The sequence below is a fragment of the Pantoea sp. X-Soil-TKNS-1280 genome, from assembly GCF_059730475.1.
The window spans coordinates 147,911-161,466 of the sequence record NZ_AP035964.1 but is presented as its reverse complement, the minus strand read 5'-3'; the positions used below and the strand labels follow the sequence as shown (position 1 = coordinate 161,466).

13 protein-coding genes are annotated in these 13,556 nt (G+C 52.3%); 9 read left to right on the top strand and 4 right to left on the bottom strand.

Translation table 11 applies throughout. From position 1 onward, the window contains the following. Positions 1-7: 7 nt before the first annotated feature. Genes AC6I8X_RS24000 through AC6I8X_RS23990 form a run of 3 tightly spaced genes read right to left on the bottom strand, consistent with a single transcriptional unit; the run spans position 8 to position 2,574 of the window. Positions 8-1,117: an MSMEG_0568 family radical SAM protein gene (locus AC6I8X_RS24000; protein ID WP_310618225.1), complete on the bottom strand. Its 1,110-nt coding sequence runs from the start codon at positions 1,115-1,117 to the stop codon at positions 8-10. After that, complete coding sequence (locus AC6I8X_RS23995) at positions 1,077-2,078, bottom strand: Nit6803 family nitrilase (RefSeq protein WP_313687279.1); 1,002 nt, start codon at positions 2,076-2,078, stop codon at positions 1,077-1,079. The genes AC6I8X_RS24000 and AC6I8X_RS23995 overlap by 41 nt, the downstream gene beginning before the upstream one ends. A gap of 13 nt (positions 2,079-2,091) precedes the next feature. Further along, positions 2,092-2,574 (bottom strand): MSMEG_0572/Sll0783 family nitrogen starvation response protein, encoded by a 483-nt coding sequence (locus tag AC6I8X_RS23990; protein WP_084879338.1) that lies wholly within the window; start codon positions 2,572-2,574, stop codon positions 2,092-2,094. A gap of 368 nt (positions 2,575-2,942) precedes the next feature. Between AC6I8X_RS23990 and AC6I8X_RS23985 the strand changes: the two genes are divergently transcribed. The 3 genes from AC6I8X_RS23985 to AC6I8X_RS23975 all read left to right on the top strand — a co-directional run bounded on the left by AC6I8X_RS23985 (position 2,943) and on the right by AC6I8X_RS23975 (position 6,300). Then, the gene (locus tag AC6I8X_RS23985) at positions 2,943-4,343 is read left to right on the top strand and encodes an aminotransferase-like domain-containing protein (protein WP_497841645.1); all 1,401 of its coding nucleotides are present in this window, start codon (positions 2,943-2,945) and stop codon (positions 4,341-4,343) included. An 82-nt stretch (positions 4,344-4,425) separates the two neighbouring features. Then, positions 4,426-4,983 (top strand): hypothetical protein, encoded by a 558-nt coding sequence (locus AC6I8X_RS23980; protein ID WP_313687274.1) that lies wholly within the window; start codon positions 4,426-4,428, stop codon positions 4,981-4,983. Between the two features lie 57 nt (positions 4,984-5,040). Continuing rightward, entirely contained in the window at positions 5,041-6,300 is a 1,260-nt protein-coding gene (locus AC6I8X_RS23975; protein ID WP_497841644.1) for an SEL1-like repeat protein, read from the top strand. Positions 6,301-6,337: 37 nt separating this feature from the next. On the opposite strand, the gene AC6I8X_RS23970 is transcribed toward AC6I8X_RS23975, so the two are convergent. After that, positions 6,338-7,231 carry a LysR family transcriptional regulator gene (locus AC6I8X_RS23970; RefSeq protein ID WP_313687270.1) on the bottom strand — a complete coding sequence of 298 codons (894 nt, stop codon included), beginning with the start codon at positions 7,229-7,231 and terminating at the stop codon, positions 6,338-6,340. A gap of 283 nt (positions 7,232-7,514) precedes the next feature. Here AC6I8X_RS23970 and AC6I8X_RS23965 point away from each other — a divergent pair, with 283 nt between their 5' ends. From AC6I8X_RS23965 to AC6I8X_RS23940, 6 genes are all read left to right on the top strand, one after another. After that, positions 7,515-7,769, top strand: coding sequence for a YdgH/BhsA/McbA family protein (locus AC6I8X_RS23965; RefSeq protein WP_084879343.1), 255 nt, complete (start codon positions 7,515-7,517; stop codon positions 7,767-7,769). Positions 7,770-8,050: 281 nt separating this feature from the next. Continuing rightward, entirely contained in the window at positions 8,051-9,280 is a 1,230-nt protein-coding gene (locus tag AC6I8X_RS23960) for a Bcr/CflA family multidrug efflux MFS transporter (protein WP_497841643.1), read from the top strand. Positions 9,281-9,398: 118 nt separating this feature from the next. Beyond that, on the top strand, positions 9,399-9,797 hold the full coding sequence (locus tag AC6I8X_RS23955; protein ID WP_497841642.1) for a (R)-mandelonitrile lyase: 399 nt from the start codon (positions 9,399-9,401) through the stop codon (positions 9,795-9,797). A gap of 195 nt (positions 9,798-9,992) precedes the next feature. Beyond that, the gene (locus AC6I8X_RS23950; RefSeq protein ID WP_084879346.1) at positions 9,993-10,214 is read left to right on the top strand and encodes a hypothetical protein; all 222 of its coding nucleotides are present in this window, start codon (positions 9,993-9,995) and stop codon (positions 10,212-10,214) included. Between the two features lie 243 nt (positions 10,215-10,457). Further along, positions 10,458-12,092 carry an NEL-type E3 ubiquitin ligase domain-containing protein gene (locus AC6I8X_RS23945; RefSeq protein WP_497841641.1) on the top strand — a complete coding sequence of 545 codons (1,635 nt, stop codon included), beginning with the start codon at positions 10,458-10,460 and terminating at the stop codon, positions 12,090-12,092. 196 nt (positions 12,093-12,288) lie between these two features. Then, a complete protein-coding gene (locus tag AC6I8X_RS23940; RefSeq protein ID WP_497841640.1) occupies positions 12,289-13,548 on the top strand; it encodes a chloride channel protein in 1,260 nt (419 codons plus the stop codon). The last annotated feature ends 8 nt before the right edge of the window (positions 13,549-13,556 follow it).

Below are 13,556 nucleotides of genomic sequence, written 5' to 3'. Positions count from 1 at the left end.
GCCCCCCTTACGCCATTGCCTGTTCAAAGCTGGAAAGTGAAGAACAGGCACCGCAGCGACCACAGCCCGCCTTGATATCGCTGGAACGCAGGCTTGCCTGACTCAGCATCTGCCCGAGCGGCTGCAAAATTGACGACATAAACTGGCTGTCAGGGGCCGGATGATGTTCCAGCGGTGTGCCGCTGATCGGTACAAAAGGCACCACAAACGGATAAACCCCGAGGTCAATCAACGTCTCCGACAGCGACAGGATGGCATGCGGCGTATCGCCCAGACCTGCCAGGATATAGGTACTGACCTGGCCCCGGCCAAACACCGCCACCGCATCGGCGAACGCCTCAAGATACTGATCCACGCTCACCTGGGCCTTACCCGGCATAATGCGGGCGCGCACTTCCGGCGTGACCGCTTCGAGATGCATGCCCAGCGCATCAATGCCTGCGTCTTTCATGCGTCGGAACCATTTCGCATCTCCCGGTGGCTCGCATTGTCCCTGCAACGGCAAATCCACCGCCGCTTTGATGGCGAGCGCACTTTCCACCAGAATGCGGGCACCACGGTCGCTGCCTGAGGGTGTGCCGGTGGTCATTACCATGTGTTTCACCCCATCCAGCTCCACGGCCGCTTTTGCCACTTCTGCCAGTTGCTGCGGGGTTTTACGCGCAATGGTGCTGCCCGCCGCCAGCGACTGCCCGATAGCGCAGAACTGGCAGGCTTTGGCGCGATTTTCATAGCGGATACAGGTTTGCAGCACGGTAGTCGCCAGCACGTCGGTGCCATGCAGCGTCGCAATCTGCGAGTAAGGTACGCCGTCCGCCGTCTGCCGCTCATAAAAACGTGGTTTATGGGCGATGCTGATCTCCCGCACCGGAATCAGGTTGTTGTACAGCCGCGTGGCACCGGACTCCTCGTGTTTCACCTGCCACGGCGACTGGCGCGCAGAATGGGTGTAGATCGGCACCATCACCGTCACACCATCGATATTCATCGCCTGATGATCCGATGGCCCGGCGCCACCATGACGGCTTACATGGTCCTGGCGGGGATTGATCACGTTAACCCCCTGGGTAAGCAGCTCAGTGATCAGCTGCTGGCGCGTAGACGGAACGTTCTGCATCGCGGTCTCCTCCCGTTTCGGACTCATCATCACGCGCCACCACATAACGGGCAGGTGTCGCATCGAGGCGCAGGCTGAGTAATTCTGGTCGGGCATAGTGGCCGACAGAATCCATCATGCGTTTGCGTTTGGTGATCAGGGCCATGTCCAGATCGGCAATCAAAATCCCCTCACCTTCGGTCAGCGGCGGCACCAGGTGACGGCCTTCCGGCGAGATGATGGCGGTGTTGCAGCCGCCACGCAGACCCTTCTGTAATGCCGGGTCGCTGGTCAGTTCGTTGATTTGCTCCTCAGTGAGCCAGCCAGTGGCGTTGATGACAAAGCAACCGGACTCCAGCGCATGATGGCGAATGGTGACGTCCATCTGCTCGGCAAAAATCGGCCCCACCAGCGAACCGGGGAACTGGCTGCAATGGATCTCCTCGTGCTGGGTCATCAGGCTGTAGCGCGCCAGCGGGTTGTAGTGCTCCCAGCAGGCTAAGGCTCCGATGCGCCCAACCGCGGACTCCACCACTTTCAATCCGGCGCCGTCTCCCTGCCCCCAGATCATCCGTTCGTGATAGGTCGGGGTGATCTTGCGACGCTTCAGCACCAGTTCCCCGCTGGCATCAAACACCAGCTGGGTGTTGTAGAGCGTGCCGTGGTCACGTTCATTCACCCCCAGCACCACCACGATGTTGCGCAGACGGGCGCGTTCGCCCACCGCATGGGTGATCGGGCCGGGCACCACCACCGCCTGGTCATACAATTTCAGATGCGCCGCTCCGGCGGTCATCGCGGGCGTGATAAACGAGAAGTAGGGGTAGTAAGGTACAAAAGTCTCAGGAAAGACAATGATCTCTGCCCCCTGTGCGGCTGCCTGATCGATAGCGTCCAGCACCCGGGCCAGCGTTTTGCTGGCCTCATGGAGATCTGGCGCAATCTGGGCGGCGGCGGCACGAATAATGCGTGACTCAGCCATAACGCGCCTCCGCTTACATCGTCCAGGTATCGATGATCACCGCGTTGTCACGCACGTGCAGCAGTTTCAGGTCCAGCACATCCAGCGGATTGATGGGACGAACCCCTTCCAGCAGTGAAGGTTCGCCGTGACCATACAGGGCCTGTAAGGCAAAGCGGCAGGCGTAGACTTTGCCGCCTTCAGACATAAATTTGGTCAGCTGATTGGCATAGTTCTGGTGACCGGGAAAAGCTTCAGCACCGATGGTCGGGAAACCACGCTGCACGCCGAGCAGCACGCCCGGTCCATACAACAAGATGGACGTTTCGAATCCTTTGCGTTGTAGCCGGGTGGCCTGCAACATATTGACGAAACCGATCGAGCCTTCAAAAGCCACGGTGTGGAAGGTCACCAGCGCCTTCTGGCCTGGCTCCGCCTTCACATCTTCAAAAACTTTTTCTTCGTAATCGACAAAGAAATCACCCGTCTTATGGGCTGGCAAAGTTACTTTTGGCATAGCACGTTTCTCCCGGTTTTGATCAGGGGGGAGCCTCGCTCCCCGTCATGGTACATCGCAGGTGATGCACAGAGACTGGAGCAAGGTACGTGCCAGCGGCGGATCCGGGGCATGCAATCAATGGCCCATCAAATGCTCAAATTATGCGCAAAAAAAATTTTCATCCTACTAACATTCCCATAACCTGCCGTGCCAGATAGCGACAAATCACCTTGAGATGCACTGAATTGATGCCAATTTGCACCAAAAATGCACACAACTAAAATCATCATGCAATCAATGATGCAATCAATGGATAAGGTGATTGCAGATTAACCTCCGCCAGGCAATAGTGATGCACACTTCGCCATTTTGCTGGAATTGTCTGCATGCTTAATAAACTCGGCAGTCGCTGGAACAGCTATCAAAATCAGAACACCCAACGCCCGGCTTATCTGTTGATTGCCGATATCATCGCCGACGGCATCAACAGCGGCGAGTTTCAGCCGCGCGATCGTCTGCCGCCGTTACGTGAGCTGGCACTGCTGCTGGCGCTCAATTACACCACCGTGACCCGTGGCTACGCGGAAGCCAAAAGACGTGGATTGATTGACTCACGGCCAGGCCTCGGCAGTTACATTCGTGGTAAGGTGCCCGCCGTCCCGCTCAGCGGGGGCAGCAGTTATGAGATGACGATGAATTCACCGATTGAACCCGGTATCGAGCTGGCACAGGCAATCAGTGAAGGGGCGATTAACCTGTTCGCGCAGAAAAACATTCTCAGCCTGCTGCGTTACCAGGATTTTGGCGGGCAGGCCGATGATAAGTCGATGGCAAAGGTCTGGCTGGAGAAGCAGTTGCCCGCCGTGAGCCTGGAAGACATTCTGGTCGCCCCTGGGATCCATAGCGCGCTGGTGGGACTGCTGACCCTGCTGTGCCGCAAGGGCGGCAGTGTGTGCGTCAGTGATTTGATCTACCCTGGCCTGAAAGCCATCGCCAGCCAGCTGAATATCACGCTGCAATCGCTGCCCTGCGATGAAGATGGCCCGCTGCCGCGCGCCTTTGAACATCAATGCCAGACTGGCAACATCAGCGCATTGTATATCAATCCCACCATCCAGAACCCCACCACCCTGACGCTGCCGCTGCGCCGCCGTGAAGCACTGGCTGATGTGGCATCGCGTTACAGCGTGCCAGTGATTGAGGATGAGGCTTATGCTGCGCTGGCGACACAGCATATTGCGTCGTTCAGCGAGCTCATCCCCGAACTGACCTGGTACGTCACCGGCATGTCCAAATGTTTTGGGCCGGGGCTGCGCACCGCATTTATCAAAGGTCCGGGTAAGCGCAATACCCAGCTGCTGGCGGGTGCGCTGCGCGCCCTGAACGTCATGGCCAGCCCGATTACCAACGCGCTGGCGACCCAGTGGATCAGCGATGGCACCGCCGATCGGGTGTTGCTTTCCGTGCGTGCCGAATCGGTGATTCGCCAGAAAATGGCCAGTGACATCTTGCGCGATTTTAGTTACCGCGCCACACCGCAGGGTTTCCACCTCTGGTTGCAGCTGCCGCGTCATTTCAACTGGAATCCTGCCGAGATGGCGGTAAAGCTGCGCGAGCTTGGCGTCAGTGCTGTCTCAAGCGCGGCCTTCTGCACCGATAATAACCCGCCGGATGCGCTGCGTATTTGTCTGGGTGGCTCCTGGTCACGGGAAACCTGCGCGGAAAATTTACAGACTATTGCCCATGTCATGCTGAATCCTCAGCATTACGGCAGCGTGATTCTTTAAGCATATTAATGAGTTCTCTTGAATAATGATGATGATGCTGGCAACATTGATCGCCTGCTTTAATTAAATCGGGTAAGTCAGGATGACACGGCCTAAATTTGCTGACATCAAAATATTTTTTATCGGGTTATTGCGAAAAATAAACTGGGAAGCGTTCTCGGTGATCGTCGCGTTAGGCATATTTCTCTGGGGAAATCACTTATCTTCCGTGGATAAAGAACAAAATGCCCTTGATGAAGTGCAAAAGATAAAAATCATGTTGCACTCCGAGGTGGAATACAACCTGCAAGCCGTTGAAACCGGGGGCTATGAACAGTCTCTCGTCGAGGAGTGGAAAGTCTGCGTACCTTTACCGGACAACGATAGCGAGGCGCTTGCACGGCTTGAAGTTGTCGCTGCCTATTTGCACGATGATATTTATAAAGCCACGCTGCCTAAGTTACAGAACCTTCCCCCTGAGTATGTTGACAGGCTGGTACGTTATTATAACGCCATCGGCAGATTTAAAGATTTAAGCGCGATGATTAAAAGCAGCGGTGGCAATCAAAGCAAGATCAAATTGTTTAAAAGTGAATATTCGGCGTTGGTGACCCAATCTGCCGCGCTGGAAGAATTACTGCGCACGCAAGACGCGTCATGATGTTATTCACGTATTTCATTCCCTTTCTTAGCCATTACCATTCTGGATTTTATTGTGATGAAACTATTTACTCCTAAAGCTATCACTTTGCTGGTGACATTATTGGGTTGCAGCACCACTTATGCCGGAGAAAGTCTGGCTGATTTGCAAACTGCGGCAACAAACGGTAATGCCGCAGCACAAACGACCCTCGGCATCGATTATCTTAAAGGTGACGGTGTCACGCAGGATTACGGCAAAGCACAGGCGTGGCTGGAAAAAGCCGTGGCTCAGGATAACCCGGATGCCTGTTATGCACTCGCCATGATGTATACCTATGGAAACGGTGTGGCGAAGGATCTGGATAAAGCTATTGAACTGTATAAAAAGGCCGGTCCGGCGCAGCAGGGCGACGCTTACAACAATCTGGCGGTCATCTATGGCAAGGGATTGAATGGTAAAAAAGATCCCGTACAGGCCATTAAGTATTATCAACTGGCCGCTGATGCCGGTAACAGCGAGTCGCAGGTGGTGATCGGCTGGAAATATGCCACCGGCGATGGGGTACCTAAAAACACCCGCAAGGCGGTTCAGTATTATGAGAAGTCGGCAGCGCTCGGTAACCCTCAGGGACAGGCGTCACTCGCCAGCGCGTATGACGATGGTATCGGGGTAAAACGTAACGATGCGCTCGCCGCCGCCTGGTATAAAAAAGCCGCTGACCAGGGCAACAGTTCCGCAATGGCCAATCTGGGTGCCATGCTCACTGATGGTGAAGGCGTGAAGCAGGATTACACCAAAGCCCGCTTTTATCTGGAACAGGCGGTGGCGAAAGACGTGCCAGAGGCGATGACCACTCTTGGATATCTTTATCTCAACGGGCTGGGCGTGAAAAAGGATTATTCCAAAGCGACTGAGCTCTATAGCACCGCTTGTGATCGCGGGGTGCCGAAAGCCTGCTCTACCGTAAAAGAGATGAAAGCGAAAAAGATTTATCGGGTCAGCACTGCCAGCCAATCCGCAGCCACCACGACACCACAGCGTCTGATCGCGAAATCCATCGATGAGGGAGTTAACGCCACGTTTACCTGGCAAGGCGACGATGCCACCTTTAAAGCTAACGGGCATGCCGAGGATTGCTCATTTTTAAAAGACTTTTCGGAGCCAGGCGGCAATCTCGCCACCTCTTTTGTTTGCACCGGAAATGTCCAGATCGTGCTGAAGCAATTCAAAACCACAAAAAATGCGTATATCGCGGTGACCACCAACAACTTCAAGGATGAGGTGAAATCTTTCGCGGTTAATGTTTACACCGTGGAAGCCTCCGCCGCTAACTGACAAGTGTTGCCGACTGTAGGTCGGCTGCCCACGCCGATTACGATTTATAGCGCACCGCTTCAATCAATTTCGAAAATGCCGCGGTGTGCTGTTTACGGCTGGGATAGTAAAGATAATAACCGGCAAAAGGCGCACACCAGTCATCCAGCACCACCTGAAGTCTCCCCTCATCAATGTATTGTCTGACGCAATCTTCAGGCACATAGGCGATCCCCATCCCGGTTAATGCGGCATCAACGCGCGAGGCAAGGTTATTAAAAATCAGCTGTCCTTCAACTTTTACCCGGATCTCTTTGCCATCCTTGCTAAATTCCCAGTTATAAATCCCCCCGAGTGTCGGCAAACGCATATTGATGCAGTTATGGTTCTGGAGTTCATAGGGGGTCTCCGGTATCCCGTTTTGCGCGAAATAGCCGGGGGAAGCCACCACCACCATGCGCCAGTCCGGACCAATGCGTACCGCCACCATATCTTTCTCAACCTGTTCACCCAACCTCACCCCGGCATCAAAACGGCCACTGACAATATCCGTCAGGGTGTTATCCACCGATAATTCAATATTGACTTCCGGGTAGGCCTGTAAAAAAGGTTTTAATAACGGCCAGAGGGTTGAAGCCAGCGCGTGCTCCCCGGCAGTAATACGGATATTCCCGGAGGGTTTGCCCTGATCATCGGTTAATTGCAGCAAGGCTTTTTCGATATCGGCAATCATCGGCCCGACATTCTGAATTAACCGCTCGCCTGCTTCCGTCGGTGCCACGCTGCGGGTGGTGCGGGTTAGTAAGCGGGTATTCAGCCGCTCCTCAAGTCCACGAATAGAGTGACTCAACGCCGATTGCGATACCCCCAGTTTAGCGGCAGCACGGGTAAAACTCTGCTCTCGCGCCACCATCACCAGATAGATGAGGTCGTTAAAATTTTCCCTGAGCATCGATTACGCCTCTTTGTCATCTTTTGTCAGGCTACCGGCCTGAAAACCATACATAAACTGAAATATATGTGATTTATTCACAAATTGACCAGAAAAAGCTGACGGATTGTGAGATAAGCCCTGTTCTAAGCCAGATTTCGGTTCAATGCTTAACCTTTTGGAGCGGTACTGATGAGTTTTACTCATTACGCCTATCGGGTTTTGCCCGCTAATAAACTGTAATTCGTAATGATACTATTATCTCGTCGTTAGCCAACTCTTCTTTTAATTATGTGAGGTTTCTATGAAAACGTTAATTGCTTCCGCTTTTGCCTTAACCACTCTTTTTGCTGTTAACAGCGCCTTTGCCGTCGATGTCATCAACGATACCGCCGGTAAACAAAAAGTCGGTGTGGTTTCTGCTTCCGGTGCCTATTCTCTCGACGGACTGACCAATAAACTGGCGGATAAGGCCGAGGCACAGGGTGCAACATCGATGAAAATTATCGCCGCTGGCGGTGAAAATAAACTTTATGGTGTCGCGGAAATTTATAAATAATTCCCCCGATCTGACGACCAAATAAGCCGATATACACCCTTCTCCGGATTAATTTAATTCTATTGCGTACACCTGTTATCGGTGTCCTGGTTTGCTATTGCCTGGAATAAATGGATGTCACCGAACGCCCTGCCTGGCGTTCGGCATCTTTTATGAATCCGCCTCATAAGGTCAATCCCTGTCGCCAGGCTAATCATCGGCAAGAAATCTGTTAATTTACCTGCAGATACCGATTGTTCTCCGCACCTGCATGAATAACTTCTCTCAGCAAGAAACCGACTATGACTACTCCTGTGATGGACGCTGTAACGCAACGGCGTGATTTACGTCTGTTGATTATCCTGAGCGCACTGATGTCGTTTGCCTCAGTATCAACTGACCTCTACCTGCCGGCGATGCCGGTGATGGGCAAGGATTTGCATGCTGCCAGCGGGGGAGTCGAATTCACCCTTTCCGGCTTTCTGATTGGCTTTAGCCTTGGGCAATTAATCTGGGGGCCAGCGGGTGATCGTTATGGCCGACGCATTCCGGTGGCGCTCGGTCTGGTACTGTTTTTGATCGGCTCAATGGGTTGTGCCTTATCCACCACCATTACCCAGATGGTCAGCTGGCGCGTGATCCAGGCCGTCGGTGCCTGCGCCGGGCCGGTACTGGCACGGGCCATGGTGCGCGATCTCTATAGCCGCGAACGTGCCGCACAAATGCTTTCAACACTGATTTTATTTATGGCGGTTGCGCCGTTATCCGGCCCGATACTCGGTGGCCAAATCATGGCCTGGAGTAACTGGCATATGATTTTCTGGTTTATGGTGCTGCTGGGGGTTGTTGCCATCGTCGGGCTGGCCTTTCTGCCGGAAACGCTCAACCCTGAATCACGCGCCACCACCCCGCTCTCCTGGGCCCTGAAGGACTACGTCAAAATACTGAAGGATAAACGGGTCATGGGTTATGGCCTGGCCGGAGCCTGTTACTATGCCGGGTTTTACGCCTTTATCGCCGGAACACCTTCTGCCTATATCGACTATTATCATGTCTCGCCACAGATGTATGGCTTGCTGTTTAGCGTCAATATTATCGGCGTGATGGGTGCTAATTTTCTCAACAGCCGCACGGTAAAGCGCATCGGCAGCGATCGTCTGTTCCATCTCGGCAGTACCATTGCGGCGTTAGCCGGGGTGATGTTCGCACTGGATAGTCACTCAGGCTGGGGCGGCATTAGCGGCCTGATCCTGCCATTCCTGGTTTATGCTGCCATGAACGGGTTGATTGTGGCTAATTCGGTGGCCGGTGCCTTAGCCGAAGCCACCACCAATGCCGGTGGCATCTCATCGTTAATTGGGGCCATGCATTATGGATCCGGCATTTTTAGTGCCGCCGTGTTGGGATGGTGGAAAGATGGCTCTCCCTGGCCGATGGGTGCGGTTCTCGGTGCGGTTGCTATCTCCGGTTGCGTTATTAGTTGGGGGCTGAAGCGTCATAGCCACCTCTCCTCAATGACAACGCGCCAGTAACATCACAAATTTATGAAAAATGCTCATAGGTACAACCCACGTATGGCATCTAATCCTCGGCCCGTAGCTTTGCTAAGGTTTAGCTGTCAGCCAGAGACTCATCACAAAGGAAGTAAACATGTTAAAAATTATCCCTAATGGCTCCGTACCCTCACGTAAAGGCCCGGAAGAGTACTTCACCGGCACTGTGCGTATTGATGCACCATTCAGTGGCACTGAGTCGGCACGTGTGGGTGGTGCAACCGTGACCTTCGAACCGGGTGCGCGTACCGCCTGGCACACCCATCCGCTCGGTCAGACGCTGATCATCACTCACGGCCAGGGCTGGATTCAGTGCGAAGGTGAAGAGACCGTGGTGATGAATCAGGGTGACATCATTTTTATCCCGGAAGGCGTGAAACACTGGCATGGCGCAACCCCTGACAATGCCATGACGCACATCGCCATCGCCGAATCTGTCAACGGCAGCCCGGTTGAATGGATGGAAAAGGTCACCGACGAGCAATACAAAAAGTAATAACGCCTCTGAAACCGCTCAGAAAACCCGCTGCCCGGTGATGCGCCGGGCAGAATGATTTTCTATAAATAACAATCACCTGATCAATTTTCGCACCAGAAAGTGGCCTGGTTCTTTCCTAATTTTCCGATATTGCCCCAAAACTGTGCTACAAAAGCATGGCTGTAATCTGATGACATTAACCCGGGGAACGAGATGAAAAGCGTAAAAGCCACATCAATTCGTGAGGTGAACGATAAGCTGCTCAACGGTGAATCCAAAGAAGTTGTTATCGATTTTGATATCAGTAGTGATGACTTCTTTGCTCTCTCCGATTACTGGTGTGAGCGGGGGGCAAAAATCAAAAAAGAAGGTGATCGATTCAAAATAAAACTGGGCAAAACCAGTATACCTGAGCCTCCCGAAGCGAAAAAATAACACCCTGCATAGCGCTGATTGACGCAAGGATGCGTCAATATCAGACTTGAATAAATTTCTTTAATAACGCAAAATTCGGAATTGATTCGATCTGAAGGATTATTTTTAATAATCAATCATAAGCATTGATCAATTACCTGTAAAACCCATGGAAAATATGTAACTTGCAAGACATGATTTAAAATATCTTTGTTGACGTGAAGTTATCAGGATTAAAAAAATTAACATATAGGGAAATTTAACATGCCAACAGTGAATAATCACTTATCATCACATTCATTTCTCCGCGCAAATGCCAACAGTGCACAGCAGTCCAGTCATATAGATGACACTACAGCACAACCACAGACGAAAGATGAATACCTTTCCCACTGGCGGCAATGGGCGCAAGATGCGCCGGTTGGTGCAGGCGAACAGCGTGACAGGGCGGTGGATATCATGCTTGACTGCTTTGAACGACAGTCCAATGTGCTATATTTACCCAACCTTTTTCTTAGCTCATTACCAACATTTATTCCCCAGCACATTGAAACGTTAGATCTCTCGAATAATAAACTCCAGAACCTTACTTTTCAATTGCCTCCACATGTTACAGACCTGTGCATAGATCATAACGAATTGACGTCTCTGGCAGGCATACAATTAAATAACCTTTCATATTTATCAGCAACATATAACTTCATCGACGTATTACCTGAATCCTTGCCAGAAAACCTGTTGAGATTATATGTCAGTCATAATCAATTGAACTTTTTACCTGAAATTATTCCAGAAACTGTTATATTTTTAGATATATCCAATAATCAACTGGAAACCTTTCCTGCTTCTATCGTTAATCTTCCACGGCATGCTTGCATTACTGCCAGCAACAATCCGTTGTCAGCACGTACCCTCCAGCACATGATGAATGTTAACAACTCCACGAATTATCATGGACCACAAATCCATTTCTCCATGTCAGAACATCAGGCTCTTCCGATAACTCATCCATTACAACAAGTAATTACCAAATGGCTACAACCGGATGAGGTTAACGCAACCGCAGAGAAATGGAACGAAATCAGCAAAGAAAACGGTGCCGGAGAATTCAGCGCCTTTCTGACTGAACTTGGAAGCACAGTCAGTGCCAGGAATAATGGGGAATTTAAGGAACAGGTTGCCAGTTGGTTAATCAGACTAACCGCCGACTCAGAGCTACGTGAGATGACATTTGCGGTTGCTTTAGCTGCAACTGAATCCTGCGAGGACAGAGTGACTCTGGCATGGAATGATATGCAGATTGCTGAACTCATTCATCTGGCCGTATCCGGTAAATATGACAACAAATTGCCTGAATTAGTGACTATTGCTCGCGAAAAATTTCGCCTCGAAAAACTGGAAGTGATTGCCAGAGAGAAAATAAAAACGCTGGCGTTTGTTGATGAATTAGATGTCTACCTGGCATTTCAAACCAAACTTAAGAGTTTCCTCGAACTGAATACCGTGGCAGAAAAAATGCGTTTCTTCGACGTATCTTCAGTCTCCAGAGATGATCTCAAGGCCGCAGAAATACAGGTAAAAACGGCAGAAAATGATGAATTCCCCCGCTGGTTATCCCAATGGACACCATGGCAGAAGGTGATCGAGCGTATAGCGCCGGCTGCCTGGGATGACGCCTGGGATCAAAGATATAATATGCTTGAGAGTATCGAATATAAGCATCAGCTTAACTCGGCACTGGAGGCCGAAAAACTCATGAATGTTGAGGACGCGGAACGATTCCATTCAAAGAAAATTTTAAAAGAAATGGAGATAAATATTCTTCTGCCTCTGACCCAGCAGCTATTTGATGAAAGAGGACATCAAGGTCTTTTACTTCAAAAGTGGGAAGGTATTTAAATATTCATAGCATCAGTTGAATGCCTGAATAGACCACCTTAACCATCAGGGGCCAGGGTAGCCTGGTCCCTGGGTGACTAGCTGCGATGTTGCTCCTCAGATACCGCACCATAGCAACATAAATCCCCCCGAGAGACTTTATATTTACTAAGCCCCTGTTATCTTTGACGCTTCACTTCCTACAGGACGCCTGGTAATGACTACCCCTTCTGGCGATAAAAAATACCTGCCTCGTCTGGCAGCCGTGGTAATAACGGGATTCCTTGCCGGGCTGGCAGGAATGCTTCTCGCCATGATTTTACACAGCATTCAGCATCTCGCTTTTGGCTACAGCATGGACCGGGTCATCAGCCCGGAATCTTTTCTGCAAGGGGTGACGGATTCACAGCACCTGCGCCGTCTTGCTGCCATTGTCACCGGGGGTATCGTTGCCGGGTGTGGCTGGTGGCTGCTCGGTCGCTATGGGCGCAAGCGGGTCTCTGTCGCCGCGGCTGTTGCGCCATCTGGCGCCAGAATGCCGATGGGAACCACCACCCTGCATGCATTGCTGCAAATCATCACCGTCGCGCTGGGATCTCCGCTGGGGCGTGAAGTCGCGCCGCGGGAAATGGGGGCGCTGGCCGGGGGATTTATGGCTCGCCGGGTGGGATTGGATCCCGACGAAACCCGCACGCTGATTGCCTGTGGTGCCGGTGCTGGCCTGGCTGCGGTATACAACGTGCCGCTGGCCGGTGCGTTGTTCAGCCTGGAAGTGCTGCTGCTGTCGTTCAGCTGGGAGAAAGCGCTGGCCGCCATCATCACCTCCGCCATCGCGGCCTGGACAGCAACGCTGGGGCTGGGCAATGAATCACAATATCACTTTACCTCTGGCACCCTTTCCCACTCTTTCCTGGCGTGGGCGATTGTTGCGGGTCCGGTGCTGGGCGGTGCCGCATGGCTGTTTCGTAAAACCACCGGTGCCGCCCGCGCCGGTGTCCGTGCCAACTGGCAAATGCCGGTTTTTTGTTTGCTGGCGTTCGCGCTGCTCGCTGTTCTCAGCCTCCATTTCCCGCAGTTACCGGGCAACGGTAAAGGGCCGATGCAGCTGGCCCTGAGCGACAGCATTGATTACCGCGATGCGGCGTTACTGCTTGGGCTGAAGATGGTGGTCATTCTGGCCGTGTTGCGTGGCGGAGCCGAAGGCGGATTGCTTACCCCAGGGCTGACAGTCGGAGGGCTGTTGAGCCTGCTGCTGTGCTTTCTCTGGCAACTGGCTTTCCCAGGTGGCGATAACGGCAGCTTCGCTCTGGTAGGGGGTGCCGCCTTCCTCGCAGCATCAATGCAAATGCCGCTGACCGCCGTGACGCTGGTGATGGAGTTTACCCACATGGATCATGACTATTTTGTTCCCACCCTGCTGTGCGCCGCCGGTGCTTTCGTTACCTGCCGGGTGCTGGAGAAAAAACACGCATTCTGATGCGCGCT

Coding starts and splice junctions, on each gene's coding strand:
- AC6I8X_RS24000 (WP_310618225.1), bottom strand. CDS start 1,117: ATGCAGAACGTTCCGTCTACGCGCCAGCAGCTGATCACTGAGCTGCTT.
- AC6I8X_RS23995 (WP_313687279.1), bottom strand. CDS start 2,078: ATGGCTGAGTCACGCATTATTCGTGCCGCCGCCGCCCAGATTGCGCCA.
- AC6I8X_RS23990 (WP_084879338.1), bottom strand. CDS start 2,574: ATGCCAAAAGTAACTTTGCCAGCCCATAAGACGGGTGATTTCTTTGTC.
- AC6I8X_RS23985 (WP_497841645.1), top strand. CDS start 2,943: ATGCTTAATAAACTCGGCAGTCGCTGGAACAGCTATCAAAATCAGAAC.
- AC6I8X_RS23980 (WP_313687274.1), top strand. CDS start 4,426: ATGACACGGCCTAAATTTGCTGACATCAAAATATTTTTTATCGGGTTA.
- AC6I8X_RS23975 (WP_497841644.1), top strand. CDS start 5,041: ATGAAACTATTTACTCCTAAAGCTATCACTTTGCTGGTGACATTATTG.
- AC6I8X_RS23970 (WP_313687270.1), bottom strand. CDS start 7,231: ATGCTCAGGGAAAATTTTAACGACCTCATCTATCTGGTGATGGTGGCG.
- AC6I8X_RS23965 (WP_084879343.1), top strand. CDS start 7,515: ATGAAAACGTTAATTGCTTCCGCTTTTGCCTTAACCACTCTTTTTGCT.
- AC6I8X_RS23960 (WP_497841643.1), top strand. CDS start 8,051: ATGACTACTCCTGTGATGGACGCTGTAACGCAACGGCGTGATTTACGT.
- AC6I8X_RS23955 (WP_497841642.1), top strand. CDS start 9,399: ATGTTAAAAATTATCCCTAATGGCTCCGTACCCTCACGTAAAGGCCCG.
- AC6I8X_RS23950 (WP_084879346.1), top strand. CDS start 9,993: ATGAAAAGCGTAAAAGCCACATCAATTCGTGAGGTGAACGATAAGCTG.
- AC6I8X_RS23945 (WP_497841641.1), top strand. CDS start 10,458: ATGCCAACAGTGAATAATCACTTATCATCACATTCATTTCTCCGCGCA.
- AC6I8X_RS23940 (WP_497841640.1), top strand. CDS start 12,289: ATGACTACCCCTTCTGGCGATAAAAAATACCTGCCTCGTCTGGCAGCC.